The sequence below is a fragment of the Frankia sp. CcI49 genome (assembly GCF_001983215.1).
GTDB classification, from domain to species: Bacteria; Actinomycetota; Actinomycetes; order Frankiales; family Frankiaceae; genus Parafrankia; species Parafrankia irregularis.
In genome coordinates, this window is record NZ_MOWP01000031.1 from 182,233 (window position 1) to 203,420 (window position 21,188).

Genomic DNA, 21,188 nt, shown 5'->3' on the forward strand with positions numbered 1-21,188 from the left:
TCACGCGTGACAACGGCCACGTGCGTCGGCTATGGCGGCCGCGATCGCCGCGACGGCCCGGTCGACGTCCGCCTCGGTCGTCATCCAGTTGCAGACCGACAGCCGCATCGCCACGGCGTGATGCCACACGGTGCCGGAGACGAGCGCCTCGCCGCCGGTGACGACGAGCTCGATGACCGCCGCCGTGGTCGCGTCGTCGTCGTCGATCCGGACCAGGACCTGGTTGAGCTCGACGTCGTTGAGCACCGCGACCCCGTCGAGCGCGCCCAGCGCGTCGGCGAGGCGCCGGGCATGCGCGCAGCAGCGGTCCACCAGGTCGGTCAGGCCCGCCCGGCCCAGCGATCGCAGCGCGGCGTAGAGCGCGAAGCCGCGGGCCCGCCGGCTGAACTCGGGTGTCCACTCCAACGGGTCGTGCTCGTCGACGGCCGGGGGCGGGATGTAGGGGGCGCGGGTCGACATCGCGGCCCGGTGCGCCCGCTCGTCGGCGACGATCGCGATGCCGCAGTCGTAGGCCAGGTTCAGCCACTTGTGCCCGTCCGTGGCCCAGGAGTCGGCCTGGTCGATCCCGGCGACCAGCGCGCGTCGCCGGGCGGAGGCGGACACGGCCGCCCACAGCCCGAACGCGCCGTCGACATGGACCCAGGCGCCGTGCTCGTGGCTGATCGCGCAGATCTGCCCCATCGCGTCGAACGCGCCGGTGTTGATCTCGCCGGCCTGCGCGACGACGATCGCCGGGCCGGTGCCGGCCGCGAGCGCGACCCGCAGCGCCTCCGGCCGCATCCGGCCGGCGTCGTCCGTGTCGACCACGGTCAGGCGGCGGGAGCCGAACCCCAGCAGGCGCAGCGCGGCGTCCACGGTCGTGTGACGGGCGGCCCCGACGAACACCCGTACCGGCGGCGCGCCGTGCAGGCCGTCGGCCTCGACGTCCCACCCGTACCGGGCCAGGGCACGGTGCCGGGCGGCGCCCAGCGCGGTGACATGGGCCATCTGGGTGCCGGTGGTGATGCCGACCGAGGCGGTGGCGGGCAGGCCCAGCAGCTCCTTGATCCACACACCGGCGACCGCCTCGGCGGCCGCGGCGGCGGGGGAGAGTCTGGCGAGGCCGGCGTTCTGGTCCCAGGCGACCGCCATCAGATCGGCTGCCAGGGCCGCCGGGACGGTTCCGCCGATGACATAGCCGAAGAACCGCGGTGATCCGGTGGCGGCGAGCCCGGGTTCGGCGGCCGCGGCGAGCTCGTCGACGATCTCGAGAGGATCGGTGCTGCCGGCGGGCAGCGGGAGGCTCAGCCGGGCATGGATCTTCGCGTAGCCTTCGGCCGCGCCGACCGGCCGCTCCGGCAGACCGGCCAGGTAGTCCGTGATGTGGGCGAAGGCCCGCTCCGCAGCGGTGCCGGCCTCCCACCGCGGACGTGGCGCCATCGTGCTCCTTCTCCGTCGTTCCCCGTCGTCTGTACGCCGTTCGGGCGTGGTTCGGGTGCCGTTCGGGTGCAGTTCGATGTGTGGACGTACCTCACTGTGACCGCCGACACCTCCCGCACTGGCCGACGCGCCCACTGGATACCGTTTTGGTATTCAGTGCCGATTCGGTAACTCTTCGAAAGGTGTTGCGCATGGATCAGGACGAGTCGGTCGCTCCCCAGACGGGGTCTGCGCCGCACGGCCAGCGGGAGGCGGTCCCGGGCACCGTGGATGGCGTCGAGCTCGCGGAACAGAGCAGCGACGGGCTGTCCTTCGGGTCGCTGGCGAACCCGAAGCGGCTGCGACTGGGCGTATCACGCTCGTTGTGACCGGACCGTCGCGGCCTCGCGCCGGACGATCGGGACGAACCACCAGTGCCCCGGAACGCCGAAGCGTTCCGGGGCACTGTCGCGTGTGGGCCCGCAGCGTCGCGGTCGCCTACCGCGGTCCTACCCGGCTGGCCGGGTTCAGCTGCCGGAGGCCGGCGCGGCCTCGACCCGCGGGGCGCGGTTCAGGCCACGGCCCGTCCGGGCCGGCCGGTGGCCGTCGAAGCGGGGGCGCGAACCGCCGTCACGGTCGCCGCCCTCACGCCCGGAGCCGCTCGCCCCCGAGCCCGCCTGGCCGGCGCCCGGACCACCACGCCGGTAACCGCCCTCACGCCCGGCACCGTCACGCCGTGCGCCGTCACGGAAACCACCTTCGCGGAAGCCGCCCTCACGACGCCCGCCCTCCCGGCGCCCCCCGTCCCGCCGACGGCGGGCCTGGATGGTGGCCGGGTCGACCGGCGGTGCCGGCGGGCCGGCGAGCTCGGTGACGATCGGGTCGTCGGGCAGGGTGGGTACCGGCTGGGCCGGCACACCGACGGCCCGCAGCAGCGAGCGGGCCTTCCCGCGCTCGGCCGGCACGGTGACGAGGACGTCGGCGCCGTCGGCCCCGGCCCGCGCGGTGCGGCCACCACGGTGCTGGTAGGTCTTCGGGTCGTCGGGCGGACCGAGGTGCAGCACCAGGCTGATGCCGTCGACGTGGATGCCGCGGGCGGCGACGTCGGTGGCGACCAGCACCCGGTAGAAGCCGTCGGTGAAGCCGGCCAGCGCCCGGGTGCGCGCACCCTGGGGCATCCCGCCGTGCAGCGGCTCGGCCGGCACCCCGGCCTCGGTGAGCGCCTGCGCGACGCGGTCGGCGTCCCGCTGGGTGCGCACGAAGACCAGCGTGCGCCCGGCGCCACCGGCCAGCGCCGTCACCAGACGGAGCTGGGCCGCACGGTCCACGGATTCCAGCGCGTGCCGCGCCAGCGTCGAGACCTGCGAGACCTCCGGGTCGATCGCGACCAGGACCGGCTCGGGCAGGTAGCTGCGGACCAGGACCTCGACCTCGCGGTCGAGCGTGGCGCTGAACAGCAGCCGCTGGCTGCCCGACGGGGTCATGTCCAGCAGTGCCTTCACCGCCGGCAGGAACCCGAGGTCGCACATGAAGTCGGCCTCGTCCAGCACGGTGATCTCGATCTCGTCCAGCAGGCAGGCGTCCCGCTCGATGAGGTCGGTGAGCCGGCCGGGGGTCGCCACGACCAGGTGCACACCGCGGCGCATCGCCGAGATCTGCCGGCTGATGGACGTACCGCCGTAGACCGGGGTCATCCACAGCCCCAGCGCCCGGGTGAGCGGCGCCAGCACGTCGTTGACCTGCTGGGCGAGCTCCCGGGTCGGGACGAGGATCAGCCCACGGGGCTGGCGCGGCCGGGCCGGGCCGGTCGCGGAGAGCCGGGCGAGCAGCGGGAGGCCGAACGCCAGGGTCTTGCCCGAGCCGGTGCGGGCCCGGCCGAGCACGTTCTCGCCCGCCAGCACGTCAGGCAGCGTGGCGGCCTGCACCGGGAACGGGGCGAGGATCTTGCGGTCGGCCAGGGCCGCCACAAGCTTCGGGGGGAGCCCGRCCGCCGCGAACGACTCGGCGGGCGGACGGGGTGAGCGGGTGGCCAGCGCCGGACGCGCTGCCGGCCGCTCGCCAGCTCTGAAGGGGGCGGGACGGGGCCCGCCGCGACCGTGTCCGCTGGGGCGGGGACGGCTGCCCCGGGCGGGACGGGCCGAACGGTGGGCGGGGCTGGGCTGGGTGCTGCGGGGCTGAGTCAGGGGATCCGCCGATCAGGTCAGGGCCGACAGAACACACGCCACATCGGTTCCACGCGCCATGCGGCGTGGTTCACGAACGCGGAAAGTGTCATCCGGCGGCCGGGGGGCGGCCGGTTTCACGCGACCGGACCCAACCGCGGTTTCGGACCGCCATGGCGCTCGCACCGACCTTGGACATCCGACCTGGTTGATCGGATGTCCCGAGATCTTGTCGCCGCCTCGCGGGCTGGTTGCCCTCGGTGACGCCGACAGGAAGACGTTACCTCCTACCCGGGCGTGATCGGGGGCCGTGCGGTGTGTGCTTAACCATCAGGGGAGGACGTTCTACGTCACATCTGCCCCGGTGAACCGCCGAACAGCGGTTCGCAGTCGTCCGGACGACACTTCCTTCTCGGATGACCATGGCGACGTGGCCACACGCCGGAATGCCCATGCCCGGCATGCATCTGTTACTGGGGGTGCATCCGGCCCGTTCGGGTGCGCGATGCACCCGCGGCCGGCGCGGGATCCGCCGCCGGGCCCGGGCCCGGGTCCGAGGCCGCAGCCGGGGCCTGGCCTGTGGCTGCGTGCGCGGCTGGGCCCGGAGCCGGAGCCGGAGCCAGGTCGGAGAGCGGGCCGTCCCCGGTGGGGAGGCAGGCGCGGACGGCCCAGGCCACCAGCACGATCGTTCCCACGAGCGTGCCGTAGGCACCGATCACCCGATGGTCATCGCCGTGCACGCGTGCCACAGCCCACAGCGCCGCTCCCAGGCCAGCGACGAGCCCCGCGGCGAGGGCGGCCCGGGCCGCCGTGCGGGGGAGCCCGGCCAGACCCGCCGGATGCCCCGGGCCCCTCGGTCGTCCCTCGCCCGGTGGGCGCGGTGCGCGCAGCGGACGCAGGAACGGGACGGCGACCAGTGGTACGAGGACGACGGACGCGACGAGCAGGTCCATCGGGGTGCTCAGGTGGGGGGTCACCAGCAGCCAGCTACCGGCGGTGAACAGGGCCAGCGGGCGGTTGGGATCACCCGCGCCGGCGCCCGCCCGCGGCCCGGGGACGCCACGGGTGATCGCGAGCAGCGGGGCGACGAGGAGCAGGAGATAGTGGCTCCACACGATGGGCGACGCCACCAGCGCCGCCGCGATCACACCGGCGAACAGCAGGCCGTCGGCCTCCGCGCGGCCGGCCCGCCGCGCAGACCACAGGCATCCGGCGAGCAGGGCCGCGGCGGTGATCCGCGCCGCCCAGGTGGCGGTGCCCGTGCCCAGCCCGGTGTTCATCAGCAGGCCGGTCAGGCTCAGGCCGTCCGGGGCCTCCTCGCGGGCCAGCACCCCCAGCATGTCCGCGTAGGTGCGGGCCTCGACCGGGCTGTACACCTCCCCGACGGCGGCCAGCGCGGCCAGCGCGGCCAGCGCGTGCACCGTCGCGCGCCACCGGCGGGTCAGCACCAGCCACAGCACGACCGGAAAGAGGAAGAGCTTGCTGTACACCAGGAGCGCGGCCAGCACCCCGGCCGCCACGGGGGTGTCCCGCAGCCGCCACAGGGCGACCAGCCCGCAGAACAGCAGCGCGTTGAGAGTGCCCATCTGCAGGCCGGTGATGGTGCAGGAGGCACCGAGCACGAGGGCGGACGTCCACCAGCCGGCCCGGGCGAGCCGGCAGGCCACGAACAGGGCCACAACCGACAGCGCGATGAACAGGTCGTCGGCTCGCGGTAGGCCGGAGAGCGGGACGAACGGCAGGGACATCAGGTACGGGTAGACGAACGAGAACCCGGAGTAGACCTCGGGGGTGCCCGGCACGGGATAGGGATCCCGCCCGTCGGCGACAGCCGCGCCGGCCCGCAGGAAGACGTCCACGTCGAAGTGGGCGATCGGGGCCACGAAGCCGACCCAGACCAGGGCGATGATGCCCGCGAGGACGAGTGGGCCCGCCGCGTTCGTGACGGTCGCGCCGACGAGGCCGGCCGGCCCGGCCGGCTGGCGTCGCGTGGCCGGGCGGGTGCTCCCGGCCGGTCGGCCCGGGGCCGTCGTCATGACGCCCGCTTCGGTCTGCGCTCCACCCAGTCTCCCGGTTCCTCGGCTCGTGGCCGCTCGGCGCCTGCTACGGCCATGTTCCCACCTCACTGGTGCGCTCGGTGACGCAGCCGGCCGCCTACGTCACACCAGGTGGACCGGGCGGGTGCGGTGACGGTGGCACGGGGCCCGGATCGGGTGGTGAACCGCCCCGGATCAGAGCAGGACCTCGGATCAAAGCAGGACCTCGGTGACGAGGTGGATGAGCAGACCGGCGAGCGCACCCACGACCGTGCCGTTGATGCGGATGAACTGCAGGTCGCGCCCGACGTGCAGCTCGATCCGCCGGGAGGTCTCGTCCGGTTCCCAGCGGGCCACGGTGTCGCCGATCACGGCGGCGATCTCCGCCCGATACCGCCGGACGGCGCGGGTGGCGACATCGGCTGCGGCCCGGTTCACGGTGGCCGCGAGATCGGGTTCGCTCACCAGCCGGGCCCCGAAGGCGGCCAGGGCCTCGGTGGCCCGGGTGCGGGCGGCGCCGGCGGGGTCGGTGGTGAGATCCAGCAGCACGCCGCGGGCGGTCACCCAGATCGCTGTCACCGCCCGGTCGGCCTCGGGGTGGGCGACGATCCGGCGCTTGAGCGCCTCGACCTTGTCGCCGAGCGCGGGATCGGTGCGCAGCCGCTCGGCGAAGGTGAGCAGAAAGCTGTCGAGGGCGCGGCGCAGCCGGTGCCCGCGGTCGGTCCGCAGATCCGCGGCGAAGCGCAGCGCCTCGGCGTAGGCCCGCGCGGCGACCGCCTCGTCGAGCCACCTCGGTGTCCAGGCGGGTGCCTGCTCACGCACCAGGCGCAGGACCGTCTCCGGGTTGGCGACCAGCCAGTCGGCGAGCTGATCGACGAGCAGGTCGATCAGATGATGGTGGGTGCCCTCGGAGACCACCCGGTCGAGGGCGAGCCCCAGGGCGCCGGCCCAGCGTCGCTCCAGCAGCCGGGGCAGGACGGACTTCTCGACGAGCTCGCGGACGAGGTCGTCCTCGATGCCGGAGATCATCGCGGCGGCCCGGGTGGAGACCTCGGTGGTGACCCGTTCGGCGTTCGCCGGCCGGGCCAGCCATCCGCCGGCCCGGGCCGCCACCCCGAGCTGGTCGACCTTCTCGCGGACGACCTCCTCGGAGAGGAAGTGGGTGCCGACGAAGTTCTGCAGCCCGCGGCCCAGCGCGTCCTTGCGGCGCGGGATGATCGCGGTGTGCGGGATCGGCAGCCCCAGCGGGTGCCGGAACAGGGCGGTGACCGCGAACCAGTCCGCGAGCGCGCCGACGGTGCCGGCCTCCGCGGCGGCGGCGACGTAGCTGACCCAGCCGGGTGCGCCGGAGGCGTCCCACCGCCAGGTGAGGACGTAGACGGTGACCATGAAGGCGAGCAGCGCGGTGGCGATCGCACGCATCCGGCGCAGCCCACCGCGCATCCGGGACTCCGCGTCGGTGTCGCCGCCGGGAAGACCTCCGCCGGACAGCCCTCCGGGCATCGCGGCGCCGGGCGGCACACCCACGCCCGCAGCCGGCTCCGTGCGCGCCGCGTCACGTGCCATCCGCGCCGGCCCACCCTCCCCGTGGTCCCGCCGGCAGGTGCCCGGCGCGATCAGGAACGAGCGCGCCGCGCCGGCGGGGATCTCCGAACAGCCTACGGGCGTGGGCTCCCGCTCCGTCGTTGCGTGACCATCCGGCGGTGGATCACGATCAGATCGATGAGCGCCGTGGCCCCGATCACCATGAGGGCGACCGCAGGCGCGGTGTGATCCGCGACAGCGAAGAGGCCACTCACGACGCCACAGAAGACCACACCGAACAGCGCCAGCGCGCGCCGGAGACCAAGCGCGCTGGCGGCCGGTGGGGCACCGGTGCGGCGGTCCCCCCAGGTGCCCGGCGAGCGCCACCACGGCTGCTGCCGCGGTTTGCGTTCGGTGCGCTGGCTGGGTACCTGACGGGTCACGTCCTGCGGTGTGCCCTCGTCCGCACCGATGAACCACCTCACGCCGGCGTGGGCGATTGTTCCCCACGACCGCGGCGCACCTGGCCCAGGTTCCGCGTCAGCACCTCCCGTCAACAGGGAGAAAATGGCCTGGCATGAAGTTGCCATGCGGATGTTTGGTGGTGGCGGCCTGCATTGCGTGTGGTAAAAGCCTCGTCCGGAGTATGGATATCAAGTAGTGGGAGCGGTGGAACGCTCGGCGCGGGAGTGTCAGACCTTGGCGGAAGAAGCCATTTCGGGGAGGTATCCCTGATTTCGGGACGGGTCGGTCGGCCGCCCGGGGGAGCCGGTGGCGAAATCTCCGGGGTGGCCGCAGAATATCCCGCGAATCACTGCTGCGGCTCGAAGTTTGCCTGAGGCTCGCCCGTGCCTGCGGAACCCTTTGCGTCCAGGGCGTCCAGGGCGTCCTCGGTGCCGTCGGTGAGTGCGTCGACGAGCAGCTTTGTGCTGGTGAAATCCACCGGGACCTCGATCACCCGCACACCGTGCCCCCGCAGCGCCGCTCGCAGCCGCTGCCGATGGTCGGCGGCGCGGCGCAGGCCGCCTCGCTGTCCCCACACCTCCACAACGAGGTCGACGTCCAGTGCGGACGCGAGATGCAGCAGGGTCGCCGCCGGCCCCACGGGCGGGTCCTCGACCACCGCCACGCCGATGTCGCCGTGCAGGCCGGCCAGCAGCGCGCCGGCCAGCGCGACCGGGCCGCCAGCTCGCAGGACCCGTACCCGGCCGTGGGCCGGTCGCATGGCGTGCTCGATCCAGAGCCCGGCCGGGCCGGCCTCCGCCACGACGAACCCGCTGGTAGGCAGCGTCTCGGCCAGATCGGCGGCGGCACGGGCGGGATTGAGCGGTGCCTCGTCCTGCGCCGCCAGCGTGCCGACGATCCCGGCCAGCCGTCGGGAGATCGGGTTGTCGGCAGCGTTGTCGGCGGTGACGCCCGGCGTGGCCGTGACGTGGGTGCCGGGTGTGGGGAACATGGTGTCCGGGAGTGGTACGGCGTCCGGGAGGGGTGTGTCCAGACGGAACGTGGGGCGCAGCCGGATCTCGTGGGTGCCGGCGGATCGAGCGGCGCTGACCGCGCGAAGGAGCTCCGCCGGCGTCGCCACCTCCTCCACCGGCCCGCGAGGGCCGGGCACCGCGGGGTCCCGTGGCGCGTCGGTGGGAAACAGCAGCGTGAGCACCGCGCCGTCCCAGCAGGCACCCGGTCCGTGGTCGAGCTCCGCGGCCGCCAGGGCGATGAGGCGCGCGCAGATCTCGTCCGGGGCCGGGACCAACCGGGGCGAGGCTGATCCCGCGGCCAGCGTCCGCGCCGCGCGGGAACCGGGCAGGGTGATCAGATGACCGGTTCCGACCGAGACGAGCAACTCTCCGAATGTCATCGCCACGAACGCTCCTCTTCCTCATCGACCGGGGGAGCGGGCGTCGGATCCGGCGTCGGATCCGGTCCGGCCGTTGGCACGCCCTTGTGTCCTCCTCGTCCACGTTCGCGCGCCGAGCCGGGAGACGAAAGCGTTGTGACGCAGATCCGCCCAGGTCAGCGGCGGCAGGGGTCCTCGAACGGGACGTCCGCGATCTCGCGGGACCACCACCGCCGGTCCGGGCCGAGCCCCTGGGCGCAGGCGAGCCGGGTGAGTCGCAGCGGGTCGACGGTGAACACGACGGGCCCGCGCCCGCCACCCGCGATCGCGAAGGTCGTACCTGGTCCGTCGGTGACAATCCTTGCCTGGCCGGTCGTTCCGGTGGCGAGGCGGACGAGGTCCGTGGCACCGCCCGGACCAGGTGCGGACCACACGACCGCGGAACCGTCGTCCGCGGCGGTGGCGGTGCTGCCGTGAATGCCGACGACGACATCGGTCAGGGAGCCGCTGGCCGTGACCCGGCGGGAGTCCAGGACGCGCGGGTGCGCGGGGTCGGAGAGATCCCAGCGGCGCAACGTGGCGTCGTCCCCGCTCACGGACGCCAGCGTGCGGCCGTCCGCGGAGAACTCCGTGGCGTCGACGGCCCCCTGGTGCCCGGTGAGCTCTGCCAGCAGGGCGGGTCGACGCCGGTCGGCGAGGCTCCACACCTGGACCTTCTGGTCGATTCCCGCGGTGGCCAACACGGCGCCGTCGGGACGCAGCGCCGCGTCGGTGACGGGTGCGCTGTGGTCGGTGAGACGGCTGAGTATCAGCGGCCGGGCAGGCTGGCTGACGTCCCAGACACCGACGGATCCGTCCCGGGTCACCGTCGCCAGCAGGGTTCCGTCGGAGCTGAAGGTGATCCGCTCGATCGGGCTGATGTTACCGGTCAGGGTGCCGGCCGCCGCCTGCGCCGAGCCGCGGTCGGTGCCCACGAGATGGCCGAGCCCGTCGGCGGTGGCCCAGCCGACCCAGGCCCCGTCGGGCCTGATCGTCACGGCCAGGGCACCCTGCGCGCCGAGGTCGAGGGGCGCCGGGAGCACCGGTGCCGTCGGTGGGGACGGTGCCGTCGGTGGGGACGGTGCCGTCGGCGGAGATGATGCGGTTGGTGACGACGGCACGATCGTGGACGCTGGTGCCGGCGGCTCCGCCGGTGTGGCCGTGGGTGAAAGCCAGGAGCGCAGGTCCCAGACCCGGATGCGGTTGTCGGCGCCGGCCTCGACCAGGCGCTCACCCGACCTGCTGAGTGCGACGTCGACCGCCCCGGGGCCCGCGGCGCGGGTGGTGAGCGCGGTGCGGGCCGCGAACGAGGCGATGACGGCGGTCCCGGCCCCCGGCGTCGGTGACAGCTGGTAGGCGGCGAGCGCGAGCCGGCCGGCCAGCACGGCATCGCTCGCACGGGCCAGATCGGAGCGGCTCGCCAGCTCGCGGGAGATCGCCGCGGAATCCGCGGTCGTGGCCTGGACGCCGGTGTGCCGCTGCCCTCCGGTCACGGTGAGCGTTGTACCGACCGCGGTCACGAGGACGGCGCCGGCCACCGTCGTGCCGACGAGCAGCGGGGTGCGCCGGGAGCGGCCGGGACGCTGGTGCTGAGCCGGTGCCGGTGCCGGTGCCGCCAACCGTGGTGGTACTGCTGATGGAGGTGCTGGCGCGGGCGCGGGCGTCACCACCGTGACCGGCTGCTCGCGTTCGGGCCGCCTGGATGTCGGCCCGGGTGGAACGGCGGCGGTGGTGGTCTGCTCGGACCGCCCGCGGCGCTGCCAGCGGAGTGCGCCGGTGCGCCGGGACCGGGGCCGGGGGACGGGAGCCGCCGCCACCCCGCCGGTCCCCGCCAGCTGTTCGCGCAGCTCCTCCGCGCTCGGCCGGGCGCCGGGGTCTCGGGACAACGCGAGCTCGACCAGGCCGCGCAGCTCGTCGGGCAGTCCGTCCAGGCGTGGGGGCTCGTGGACGATCCGGTACAGGACCGCGTCGGTCGGGCCGGAGCCGAAGGGAGGCCGGCCCGTGCCGGCGTAGATGACGACGCCGCCCCAGGCGAAGACGTCCGCCGCCGGGGTGATCGGCTCGTCCAGGATCTGCTCCGGTGCCATGTAGCCGGGGGTTCCCACGACCCGGCCGATCTGCTGGCTCACCGTGGTTGTGTTGACCTGCGCGCGGGCCAGCCCGAAGTCGATGACCTTGGGGCCCACCGGCGAGAGCAGCACGTTGGCCGGCGTGAGGTCGCGGTGGACGATGCCGGCGGCGTGGATGGCGCCCAGCGCGGTCGCGACGCTCAGGGCGAGATGTTCCAGGTCACCGTGGCCGAGGGGGCCACGGGTGGAGACCCTCCTGGCCAAGGTCGGCCCCTCGACGAACTCGGTGACCAGGTAGGGGCTGGGCCCTTCGGTACCGGCGTCGAGCACGGCCGCGGTGGCGAACCGGCGCACGCGGCGTGCGTTCTCGGCCTCCCGCCGGAACCGGGCCCGGAACTCGGGACGTTGGGCCAGCTCCGGCCGGATCACCTTGATGGCGACCCACTGGCCACCGGGAGCCGCGGCGAGGTAGACCGCGCCCATGCCGCCGCGGCCGAGAAGCCCGACCGTTCGATAGGAGCCGATCTCGCGTGGGTCGTGGGGACCGAGCGGCGTTACGGCGGCGCCCGATAACGGCGAGCCTGGGACGGAAGACGGCGTGGTTCCCGACATGCGGTCTGTGCACCCCCCGGTGCCGCATCGAACCTGTCACCACACTATGCCCGATCGATCCCGGCGGCCGAGGGGTCGGTGGATGTGTCGGCGGGGGCCGGGGACGTGGCGGGCCGGGGTGGGGCCGGCATCGGTCTCGGTCGCCGCATCACGCACGAAATGCCGTTTTTGACACCTTGCGTGGTTATCGGATGATCCCGGCGAGTTCGTGTCGTGGCACCGACACCTGGTTGTGCTGCTGTGTCGGCACGTGTTGGCTTGTTCACGCCATGGGCCGGTCGACGCCGGTTGTCCGCGCAAGGAGCCGGGGCTCGGTGAGTGCGGGCCCCGGCGCGAACTGAAGACGAATGCCTCACGTTCGGCCGCCGGCTGCCCGGCCCGGTTCGCTCCGGACCGCGAACTCACACCCGACCTGAACACAACAGGCGCCGGAGTTGCTCACCTGCGGCGCTCCGGAACCTGTGAAGCCGGCAGATTCGTACTGTGGGTCGCCGGATGTGGCGTAGGTCGCATCGTGTGGTCGGGTGCCGGCGGCCTGTGCCGCTCCGGCGGGCTGCCCGGTGCCGCAGGACTTGTCACGAGCAGCCGCGCTTCTTTGCGTCTGCGCAGGTAGAACGTCTGCCCGGCGGCATCCGGGACAGTGTTCGGACCTGCTCAATGTGAGATGCCTCACCGCTACCGTGAGCATTCCGTTATATCAACAGTCCCCAGGTAATAGGGACTGTCGATGCGGTGAGTGCTTACAGCCTGTGATTAATTGATTCCTGCTGGGAATACGGCTTCCGTAGGTAGCGGTTGACAATGCCGGCGGCGGTGGCCCGTGTCATCGGTGTGCGAGCGGGACATGTTGAAGGGCTTGTCAGCTCGGTCGCTAGAGTTGTCCGGCGTCGGAGGCTTTCAGCCGAGCGCGGACCGGGCGGCAATCATGCGCGGGCCGTTCTTGTCGCGCGCCGTCCGTCGCGGATCAGGCATCGAATGAGCGATTCGCTCACCCCGCACACGAGGCGCCCAGGCGGGGCGTCGGACGAGAGGACTGGATGCTTCGAAATTGGCCCATCCGCTCGAAGCTGGTGGTGATTCTCCTCGTCCCACTGGCCGCGCTGGCCGTGTTGAGCGCGATACAGGTGCGCGGGGACGTCAACAACGTCCGGGAAGCGGACCGCATCGAGGCGCTCGCCAACTTCTCGATCAAGGCGAGCGACCTGGTCGACGCGCTGCAGAACGAACGGTACGCGACCAACGCCTTCGCCGGCTCGAACTTCAATGCCCTCGCCGCGCCGCTCGCCAAGGCGGTCGAGACGACCCGCGGGCCCGTGGACGAGGCGCTCGCGGTGTACCGGACGGGCGAGCAGGGGCTACCCGCCTCGGCCCGTGAACAGCTCGCTGTGACGCTGTCCGCGATCAGTGAGCATCTCAACCAGCTGCCCGAGCATCGCAAGCAGTTCGACGCCCGCAAGCTCCAGGTCACCACGAACATCGCCTTCTACGACGCCGCCGTGAAGGACCTGATGCTGCTCAACGCCCGGGTCGCCTCGGGTAGCTCCGACGCCAGCCTGGTCAACGGCGCCACCACCCTGGCGGGGATCTCGCAGGCCAAGGAACAGGCGTCCCAGCAGCGTGGTGCGATCGCGCAGATCCTCTTCAAGAAGGGGGCGGACTGGCCGACCGTTCTGGCGCTGCAGGCGACAGCGGGTTCCGAGGACGCCTGGATCGAGCAGTTCCGCACCACCGCGACCGCCGGCCAGCAGGATTTCTTCAACACCACGGTCGGCCGGTCGAAGACCACCGTCGACCAGACACGTGACCGCATCATCTCCACGCTGACCGGCTCCGGGGAACTCACCATGGCCCCGGCGGAATGGGTCGAGCTCGCCAACGCGAAGATCGCGCAGATGCGGGAGGTCGAGCGCCGGGTCGCCTCCGACCTCGGGGCCACCAGCGCCAAGATCTCGAAGGACGCCTCGCGGGGTGCCCTGCTCGGAAGTATCGGCGTCGCGGCGATTCTGATCGTGTCGATCATCATCTCGCTGCTCGTCGCCAGCCCCATGATCAGCCAGCTGCGGCGGCTGCGAGGCGGCGCCCTCGAGGTCGCGTCCGAGCGGCTGCCGGCGGTCGTCGACCGGCTGCACCGGGGTGAGCCGGTGGACATCGACGCCGAGGCCTTCCCCATCCCCGCGACCAGCAAGGACGAGATCGGGCAGCTCGCGGACGCGTTCGCGACCGTGCACGAGGTGGCTGTGCGCACCGCGGTCGAGCAGGCCGCGATGCGCAAGAGCATCGGGGACACCTTCCTCAACCTGGYGCGCCGCAGCCAGGCCCTGATCCACCGTCAGCTCAAGATCATTGACGCGCTGGAGCGCAAGGAGACCGACCCGGACGAGCTCGAGGAGCTGTTCCGCCTCGACCACCTGGCGACCCGTATGCGACGCCACGCCGAGGACCTCATCGTCCTCTCCGGCTCCAAGCCCGCCCGTGGCTGGCGCCGCCCGGTTCCGATCAAGGACGTCGTGCGAGGTGCCGTCGCCGAGGTCGAGGACTACACCCGGGTCAAGGTCCTGCCCATCACCGGTGGGGCGGTCAGCGGCCACGCCGTCGGTGACGTGATCCACATGTTTGCCGAGCTCATCGAGAACGCCACCTCCTTCTCGCCGCCGCACACGCCGGTGCAGGTCGCCGGGCACCCGGTCTCCAACGGCTTCGTCGTCGAGATCGAGGACCGCGGGCTGGGGATGAGCCAGGAGGAGATGGACGCGCTCAACCACCGGCTGGCGAACCCGCCGCCGTTCGACCTGTCCACCAGCGAGCGGCTCGGGCTGTTCGTCGTCGGCCGGCTGGCCGAGCGGCACACCGTCCAGGTGCAGCTGCGTTCCTCGCCGTACGGCGGAACGCTCGCGATCGTGCTGCTGCCCGAGGCCCTGCTGCGCGCCTCGGACGACAAGGCGGAGGACAGCGGCCCCCGTGAGTTCGCCGCGGTGGGAGCGGCGAACGCCGGTGCGCTGAACGGCAGCGTCGCGTCTCTCAACGCCGAGACCGAGATTCCCGCGGACCTCTCCGAGCTCGGCGAGCTGGGCCCGGCCGCCTCGACGAGCAACGGCCGGTGGCACGGCGACCTCGGCGGTGACTCCGCCGACGGGGCCGGCGCCCAGTCGAAGGTCGCGGGCACGCCGACCGCCGGCCCGACCGCGGACGAGACCCTGATCGACGATCTTCCCGTCTTCGCGACCGCGCGGTCGAGCTGGTTCGTCGCGGACCGGCCCCGGGGCGGACGGCCTCTGGACGAGGACTCGGCGCCGCCACCGAACGGTACCGGCGACTGGACGAGCCCGATGCCGCTGTCGGAGGTCACCGACCCCGACGACGAGGCCGCCGGTGACCAGCAGGCCACGGACGACCCCTCCGACGGCTGGTCGCGCGGCGGGTACGGCCGCCAGGAGCAGGAGCCCTCCGACGGGCGCTACCGGCCGCCGTCCTCGCTGTTCAGCCCGCCCGCGACCGGCTCGCTGTTCAACGCACCCCCGGACACCGGCCAGTTCCCCGGCTTCGGGCCGGGCGGCTTCGACCACGGCACCGCTGCCGGGGCCGGCAGTGACGATGGACGTGGCGCCAACGGGGCGGGTCCCGGTGGGTTCGCCAACACGGACTACCCGACCACGGAGACCAGCCGCGGCGGATTCGGCGCGGGCGGGGGCTTCGCGGGCGACAGCTCCGGGTTCCGGCCGGGCGGTGGCGACGGATACGGTGCGCCCGCGCCCGACGACGCACTACCACTGCGCCGGCGCGGGACATCCAACGGCAACGGCAACGGCAACGGCAACGGCTCGGCGTCCGCGTACCACGGAGGCGCCGACGCCGGAACGGGCCAGCGGGACCCACGCGCCGACCGCGCGGCGGGCTACGGCCGCCCGGCCCGGGAAGGCGGCCGAGGCGACGGTGCGTACCGCGGCGGCGAGTTCACGACGCCGGGCTATCCCGGATCCGCGCCCCACGACGGAGGTGCCTCCGGCGACGGCTACCGTACGGGCGGCAGATCGTCACGGGCACCCGGGGGGAACCCCGGCCGACCGCCGTACGGTGCCGATTCCGGGCCGGGCGAGCCAGGCGTCGCGACGGAGGGCGGGGCCGGGGAACCGCCCATCGAGCTCGACGAGCTCGGCCTGCCGAAGCGGCGGCGCCGCGCGAGTCTGGCACCTCAGCTGCGGCGGGAGAACACGGACACGAACCGTACGGCGATGGCCGCTGGTCCGCGTTCTCCCGAGGAGATCCGCAGCATGATGTCGTCCTTCCAGGCCAACTTCGGCCGCGGGCTTGAGGACGGAACGCTGTCCAACGACGGAGATGATGTGGGGAAGGTAACCTGATGCGTCCGCTGGGGCCGTCCGAGAACATGAACTGGTTGTTGAACAACCTGGTCAAGAAGGTCCCCGAGGTCACCTATGTGATCGTGCTTTCTTCGGACGGTCTGCTGCTCGCGACCTCGCGGGGTATGGATCGGGCCACCGCGGACCAGCTCGCTGCGGTCGCCTCTGGATTCAACAGCCTGGCACGGGGGGCCGGTCGTTTCTTCGGCGGCGGGAACGTGCGGCAGACCATCGTGGAGATGGAAGCGGGATTCCTGTTCGTCACGGCGGTGGGCGACGGGTCCTGTCTCGCGATTCTCAGCAGTCCGGGTGCCGACATCGGGCTGATCGCGTACGAGATGGCACTGCTGGTGACGAGGGTGGGTGAGTTCCTGACACCAGAGCTGCGCGCCGAGATCCAGTCGGCGCTCCCGATCTAGGACCTGTCCGAATGCACGCGCGGCGGCGCGTCACGAATGACCCCTTTTCATTATCGGCCCGGATCTGCGGCATCACGATCAGCGCAGTGAGATGAAAAGGGCTCGATGAGCCTTTTCCGTCGTTCGACTCGGACCCGCGGCGTTCCCTGGCCGCGGGCCGTGAGATGGAGAAGGCGCAGTGCCCAGGGCGGCTGGACCGCGCTGGGCACTGCGCCGCGCCGACCGTCGGCACATGACGATCCAAGACAGGAGGACCGCGGTGTCAGGGGATGAGGAATGGTTCGACGACGATGCCGGGCCGGTCGTACGGCCCTACGCCGTCACGGGGGGGCGCACCCGTCCCCGTAACCGGGCCCTTGATCTGGTGGCGTTGGTGACCACCTCGCCACAGGGCCGTGCAATGACGAACACGCTGGAGCCGGAACAGCGCGCCATCGCGGTGCTCTGCGGTCGGCACCAGTCGATTGTGGAGATCTCCGCCCGGCTCAATCTTCCGGTCGGCGTGGCACGTGTTCTTGTCGGCGACATGCTAGATGCCGGGCTGGTGACCGTCTACCGGCCCGAACAACCGGCGGACCGCCCCAGCGTGGCGATTATCGAGAAGGTTCTCAGTGGACTCCAGGCTCTCTAGGCCCCGAGCGCCGGAAACAGCGGCGCCGCATCCGGTCAAAATCATCGTGGCTGGAGGTTTCGGGGTTGGGAAGACGACCTTCGTCGGCGCGGTGAGCGAGATTCCACCGCTCACGACCGAGGCCGCGATGACGGCCGCAAGCATTGGCGTCGACGACACCAGTGCGGTGACCTCGAAGACGACGACCACGGTGGCCATGGACTTCGGCCGCATCACCCTGGTCGACAGCGTCATCCTTTATCTGTTCGGTACACCTGGCCAGGACCGCTTCTGGTTCATGTGGGACGAGCTCGTCCTCGGCGCCATCGGAGCGGTCGTGCTGGTGGACACCCGCCGGCTCGCCGACTCGTTCCCGGCGATTGACTACTTCGAGGAACGCGACATCCCGTTCCTCATCGCGCTCAACCATTTCGACGGTGCCCGTCAGCACCGCAGCGAGGACATCCGCGCCGCGCTGGACCTCGACCCCCGCCGGCCGATGGTCCACTGCGATGCCCGCCAGCGGGAGTCCGTCCGCCAGTCCCTCATCGCCCTCGTCCGCCATGCGCTGGAGGTGGTGTCGGCGGAGAGCCAGCGACCGGGGCTGCCGACCGGCTCGCGATGAGAGAAGCCGCGAGTGCCGCCCCGGCGCCCCGCGGACCCTCCGATCCGACCCGGGAAGGGGACCTTGCTCGAGTTCCTCGGACTTGACGACGTCACGCTCGCGGCCTACCGGCAGTGGCTACGACATCCCGAGATGGATGTCGACGGGGTTGYCACCGCCGTCGGCCAGGCGACCGGGACGGTCCGCCGATCACGCGATCGGCTCGTCGAGCTGTCACTGTTGCTGCCCTCGACCGAGCATCCGGGCCACCTGGTGGCCGTGCATCCGGAAGCCGGTCTCGAACATCTCCTGCAGGCCCAGCACGAGTCACTGATCCGCCGGCACGAACGGCTGGTCCGGGCCCGGGCGCAGGTCAGCACCTTCGTCTCGGAGTACCTGGACAACCGGCCTGGTGGGGACGGCGCGGAGGTCGAGCACATCGACAGCGCCGACCAGGCCCGGGTCGAACTGCTGGCCCTTCTCGGCCGGGCCGAGAAGGAGGTGCTGACCCTGCACACGCGGGACGGCCTGGTGCCCGCGCTCACCACGGAGGTCCTCCCGGTCGAACTGCGCGCGTTGAGGCGTGGCGTGACCATGCGCAGCGTCCTGCCACGAGCGGTCAGCGCCGATGAGACCGGTGTCGGGTACGTCCGGACGGTGGCGTCGCACGGCCTGGAAGCCCGTCTTACCGACGATCCCCGCATCGACGCCACAACGGTGGACGGCCGGATCGGCCTCGTGCAGTTCGCCGCACCCGGCACCGAGTCGCTCGCGCTGATCGTGCGTTCACCGGCGCTGGCGAACCTGGTCACCCAGCTGTTCGAGCAGATCTGGGAGACCGCCGAACCACTTGCCGTGGAAGCCGACGGCGAGCGGGAGAACGGATCCGACGACCTCCCCAGCGACTCCGAGCGGCTGCTGCTGCGGCTGCTCAGCCTGGGGGTGAAGGACGAGGCCGCGGCCCGGCACCTCGGGGTCTCCGTCCGCACCGTGCGGCGCATGGTCGCCGACCTGATGCTGCGGCTCGACGCCCGCAGCCGCTTTCAGGCCGGCACCGTCGCGGCTCGGCGCGGATGGTTGTAAACATGTTGTTGTCGGCTGGTGCAAGTGTTGGCAGTAGATGGTCAGGGCAACTTCCTGCCACCCGGTTTGGGGGACAGAAGTGCCGAAGCGCCGCATGATTCCGATGAGCAACCGGAATCGCGTTCACCTGACACGGTCCACCACAGCAGGAACATGTCAGGCGACTCCGCCGATCGGCGGTCACGCGGTCCCGGTCGCGCGCGCGTCCGTGTCGAGGACGGCCGGCTCCGTTGCCCGGAACACTCCGGTCTCCGCGGAGTGGGTCAGCAGTCCACGAGTGCTCGACGCGGTCTGTTCACCCTGACTCCGAAAGAAGGCATCGAGTGCCGACGGAATCCGGCTCGGTTCCGAACCAGAGCACACCCACGCAACGAACGCTGATCGTCGCCCGGATGAACTCCGCCGACGCCGACGCGGTCGCCGACATCTTCGCGGAGTCGGATGCCGGTGAGCTTCCGCACCTAGTCGGCGTCGGCCGGCGTGACCTTTTTCACTTCCACGGCCTGTACTTCCATCTCATCGAGAGTCGGGCCGACATCAAGGGCACGTTGCCGCCGGTGCGGGAGCATCCCCTGTTCGTGGATGTGAACAGCAAGCTCGAGAAGTACGTCGCTGCGTACGACCCACAGACCTGGCGCGGTCCTCGGGACGCGATGGCACACAGCTTCTACACCTGGGTGGCCGATCAGAAAAGTCCCTGAGCAGCGCCGTATCAAGCCCGCCAGAAGGCTCCGACAGCGGATTTCCGCGTGTCCTTCGGCCGCCAGGCAGTCCGATCGTCTGGCGGCCCGAGGAGCCGCTGACGGTGTGTCCTGCCCCGACGTGCCCGCAGTGCCGTCTGGCCACCCACCTACCTCGCGACGACCGCCTCGACCGCGGCTCGTCCGCAGGTCCGCGATGGCGCGGATGTCGTGGCCCGGCTGCCGGCCGCCGTGGGAGCGGGGCCCTGAGCAGAGGCGCCCTGCCCGCGCGCGTACCGCGGCCGGAGGGCCCATGGCCAGGGCAGCCAGCGCCCACCGCCGGGCAGAACCGCTGACGCACACCGCCGTGCAGAGCCGCCGGTGCGTGCCCAGGCGTCACCACACTTTCTCGCGTTCTCGTGCCCTCACCACTCGCTCTCGAGGTGAGAGCCGTCGCGGTTTTAAGACATGTGTCACAGGGTTGTTCCGCGTGCGCGGAAACGATGGGGAGGAAAGTCGAATGTCAATGCAGTGGACCGCAGACGATCTGCTCGGCTTCCTGGTGGAGCAGGCTGGCCTTCCGCCGGAGGACCGTCCGGCCGACCTTGACGTGACCTTCACCGACATTGGTCTGGACTCGCTGGCCTACCTTCAGCTTCAGGCGGAGGTCCAGTCGCGCTTCGACGTGGAGCTGCCGAACGAGGCTCCCGAGGGCCTCACGCTCGCCGACATCATGGCGACCGTGAACAACGCGCTTCTGCAGCCCGAGCTCGCCTGAGCCGCAAACCCACTTCCGCCAGAGAGCAGACCGGAGCAGCACGTGAGCGCACATACTGACAACTCGATCTTCATCGATGCCGACATCGACCTGGTCTGGTCGATGACGAACGACCTGGAATCCTGGCCGACGTTGTTCACCGAGTACGCGTCGGTCGAGATTCTCGAACGTACGGACAACACGTTCAAGTTCCGTCTCACGATGCATCCGGACGAGTCGGGCACCGCCTGGAGCTGGGTTTCCGAGCGAATCCTCGACCCGGTGAACCACAAGGTCCGCGCCTACCGGGTCGAGACCGGCCCGTTCGAGTACATGCACATCGAGTGGACCTATGCCCCCGAGGGCACCGGCACCCGGATGCGCTGGGTCCAGGATTTCCAGATGCGCCCGTCCGCCCCGGCGAACGACGAGCAGATGGCGGCCCGGATCAACACCAACACCCCCCGCGAGATGGCAGCCATCCGCGACAAGGTCGAACTGGCCGCCCGGTCCGCAGTGCCGGTGGGCAGCGCCGTTTCCGAGCAGGTCTGAGGAGCATCCCGGTGACCATCGCAACCCCGACCGCCGCCCTGACGGTCCCCAAGGTCCTCTCGATCCACGACGTTCCCGCGAACCGGCGTCGTGGCGGTGACATCCGGACGCTGCTCTCGCCGGCGACCGTCGGCGCCAAGTCGGGCTTCCTGGGAACTCTGACCCTGCAGCCCGAGGAAGTGGTGACCGAGCACTGGCACCCGTACTCGGAGGAGTTCCTCTACTGCGTCTCCGGCTCGGTGACGGCACGCCTCGACGGCGAGCACACCGCTCTGCCGGCCGAGCACGGCCTGCTCATTCCGATCGGCATGCGCCACCGGATCGTGAACACCGGTGACGAGGTGGCCTTCCTGGTGTTCCATCTCAGCCCGCTCGCCCCGCGGCCGGACCTGGGCCATGTCGACACCGAGCCGCTGCCGCACCCCGAGCAGCCGCAGCCGTGAACGAG

At 71.8% G+C, this 21,188-nt stretch carries 17 protein-coding genes; 10 read left to right on the plus strand and 7 right to left on the minus strand.

Going from position 1 to position 21,188, the window contains the following annotated elements; genetic code table 11:
• Nucleotides 1-1,419: a pyridoxal-dependent decarboxylase gene (locus CcI49_RS28005; RefSeq protein ID WP_054567147.1), complete on the minus strand. Its 1,419-nt coding sequence runs from the start codon at nucleotides 1,417-1,419 to the stop codon at nucleotides 1-3.
• 191 nt (nucleotides 1,420-1,610) lie between these two features.
• Between CcI49_RS28005 and CcI49_RS39985 the strand changes: the two genes are divergently transcribed.
• Nucleotides 1,611-1,787: a hypothetical protein gene (locus tag CcI49_RS39985; protein WP_165615411.1), complete on the plus strand. Its 177-nt coding sequence runs from the start codon at nucleotides 1,611-1,613 to the stop codon at nucleotides 1,785-1,787.
• A 138-nt stretch (nucleotides 1,788-1,925) separates the two neighbouring features.
• Here the strand turns inward: CcI49_RS39985 and CcI49_RS28010 are convergent, their stop codons facing one another.
• The 6 genes from CcI49_RS28010 to CcI49_RS28035 all read right to left on the minus strand — a co-directional run bounded on the left by CcI49_RS28010 (nucleotide 1,926) and on the right by CcI49_RS28035 (nucleotide 11,677).
• Nucleotides 1,926-3,365, minus strand: coding sequence for a DEAD/DEAH box helicase (locus CcI49_RS28010; RefSeq protein ID WP_054567148.1), 1,440 nt, complete (start codon nucleotides 3,363-3,365; stop codon nucleotides 1,926-1,928).
• A 665-nt stretch (nucleotides 3,366-4,030) separates the two neighbouring features.
• Nucleotides 4,031-5,596, minus strand: a complete 1,566-nt coding sequence (locus tag CcI49_RS28015) for a glycosyltransferase family 87 protein (RefSeq protein ID WP_076830979.1) — start codon at nucleotides 5,594-5,596, stop codon at nucleotides 4,031-4,033.
• A 213-nt stretch (nucleotides 5,597-5,809) separates the two neighbouring features.
• The gene (locus tag CcI49_RS28020; RefSeq protein ID WP_076831182.1) at nucleotides 5,810-7,099 is read right to left on the minus strand and encodes a DUF445 domain-containing protein; all 1,290 of its coding nucleotides are present in this window, start codon (nucleotides 7,097-7,099) and stop codon (nucleotides 5,810-5,812) included.
• Nucleotides 7,100-7,254: 155 nt separating this feature from the next.
• Nucleotides 7,255-7,605 (minus strand): DUF6343 family protein, encoded by a 351-nt coding sequence (locus CcI49_RS28025; RefSeq protein ID WP_235497955.1) that lies wholly within the window; start codon nucleotides 7,603-7,605, stop codon nucleotides 7,255-7,257.
• Between the two features lie 326 nt (nucleotides 7,606-7,931).
• A complete protein-coding gene (locus CcI49_RS28030) occupies nucleotides 7,932-8,978 on the minus strand; it encodes a hypothetical protein (RefSeq protein ID WP_241840280.1) in 1,047 nt (348 codons plus the stop codon).
• A 155-nt stretch (nucleotides 8,979-9,133) separates the two neighbouring features.
• The gene (locus tag CcI49_RS28035) at nucleotides 9,134-11,677 is read right to left on the minus strand and encodes a WD40 repeat domain-containing serine/threonine-protein kinase (protein ID WP_076830986.1); all 2,544 of its coding nucleotides are present in this window, start codon (nucleotides 11,675-11,677) and stop codon (nucleotides 9,134-9,136) included.
• A 1,037-nt stretch (nucleotides 11,678-12,714) separates the two neighbouring features.
• Between CcI49_RS28035 and CcI49_RS28040 the strand changes: the two genes are divergently transcribed.
• From CcI49_RS28040 to CcI49_RS28080, 9 genes are all read left to right on the plus strand, one after another.
• A complete protein-coding gene (locus CcI49_RS28040) occupies nucleotides 12,715-16,035 on the plus strand; it encodes a nitrate- and nitrite sensing domain-containing protein (protein WP_076830990.1) in 3,321 nt (1,106 codons plus the stop codon).
• Nucleotides 16,035-16,454, plus strand: coding sequence for a roadblock/LC7 domain-containing protein (locus CcI49_RS28045; RefSeq protein WP_006538093.1), 420 nt, complete (start codon nucleotides 16,035-16,037; stop codon nucleotides 16,452-16,454). Before CcI49_RS28040 ends, CcI49_RS28045 begins: the two co-directional genes overlap by 1 nt.
• 259 nt (nucleotides 16,455-16,713) lie before the next feature.
• A complete protein-coding gene (locus tag CcI49_RS28050) occupies nucleotides 16,714-17,085 on the plus strand; it encodes a DUF742 domain-containing protein (RefSeq protein ID WP_006538094.1) in 372 nt (123 codons plus the stop codon).
• Nucleotides 17,066-17,689 carry an ATP/GTP-binding protein gene (locus CcI49_RS28055; RefSeq protein WP_054567152.1) on the plus strand — a complete coding sequence of 208 codons (624 nt, stop codon included), beginning with the start codon at nucleotides 17,066-17,068 and terminating at the stop codon, nucleotides 17,687-17,689. The genes CcI49_RS28050 and CcI49_RS28055 overlap by 20 nt, the downstream gene beginning before the upstream one ends.
• 63 nt (nucleotides 17,690-17,752) lie before the next feature.
• Nucleotides 17,753-18,751, plus strand: a complete 999-nt coding sequence (locus CcI49_RS28060; protein ID WP_076830993.1) for a LuxR family transcriptional regulator — start codon at nucleotides 17,753-17,755, stop codon at nucleotides 18,749-18,751.
• 323 nt (nucleotides 18,752-19,074) lie between these two features.
• Nucleotides 19,075-19,452, plus strand: coding sequence for a TcmI family type II polyketide cyclase (locus CcI49_RS28065; RefSeq protein ID WP_054567153.1), 378 nt, complete (start codon nucleotides 19,075-19,077; stop codon nucleotides 19,450-19,452).
• A 499-nt stretch (nucleotides 19,453-19,951) separates the two neighbouring features.
• Nucleotides 19,952-20,209, plus strand: a complete 258-nt coding sequence (locus CcI49_RS28070; RefSeq protein ID WP_054567154.1) for an acyl carrier protein — start codon at nucleotides 19,952-19,954, stop codon at nucleotides 20,207-20,209.
• A 42-nt stretch (nucleotides 20,210-20,251) separates the two neighbouring features.
• Nucleotides 20,252-20,740 (plus strand): SRPBCC family protein, encoded by a 489-nt coding sequence (locus CcI49_RS28075; RefSeq protein WP_054567155.1) that lies wholly within the window; start codon nucleotides 20,252-20,254, stop codon nucleotides 20,738-20,740.
• An 11-nt stretch (nucleotides 20,741-20,751) separates the two neighbouring features.
• Nucleotides 20,752-21,183 carry a cupin domain-containing protein gene (locus CcI49_RS28080; protein WP_006538100.1) on the plus strand — a complete coding sequence of 144 codons (432 nt, stop codon included), beginning with the start codon at nucleotides 20,752-20,754 and terminating at the stop codon, nucleotides 21,181-21,183.
• The last annotated feature ends 5 nt before the right edge of the window (nucleotides 21,184-21,188 follow it).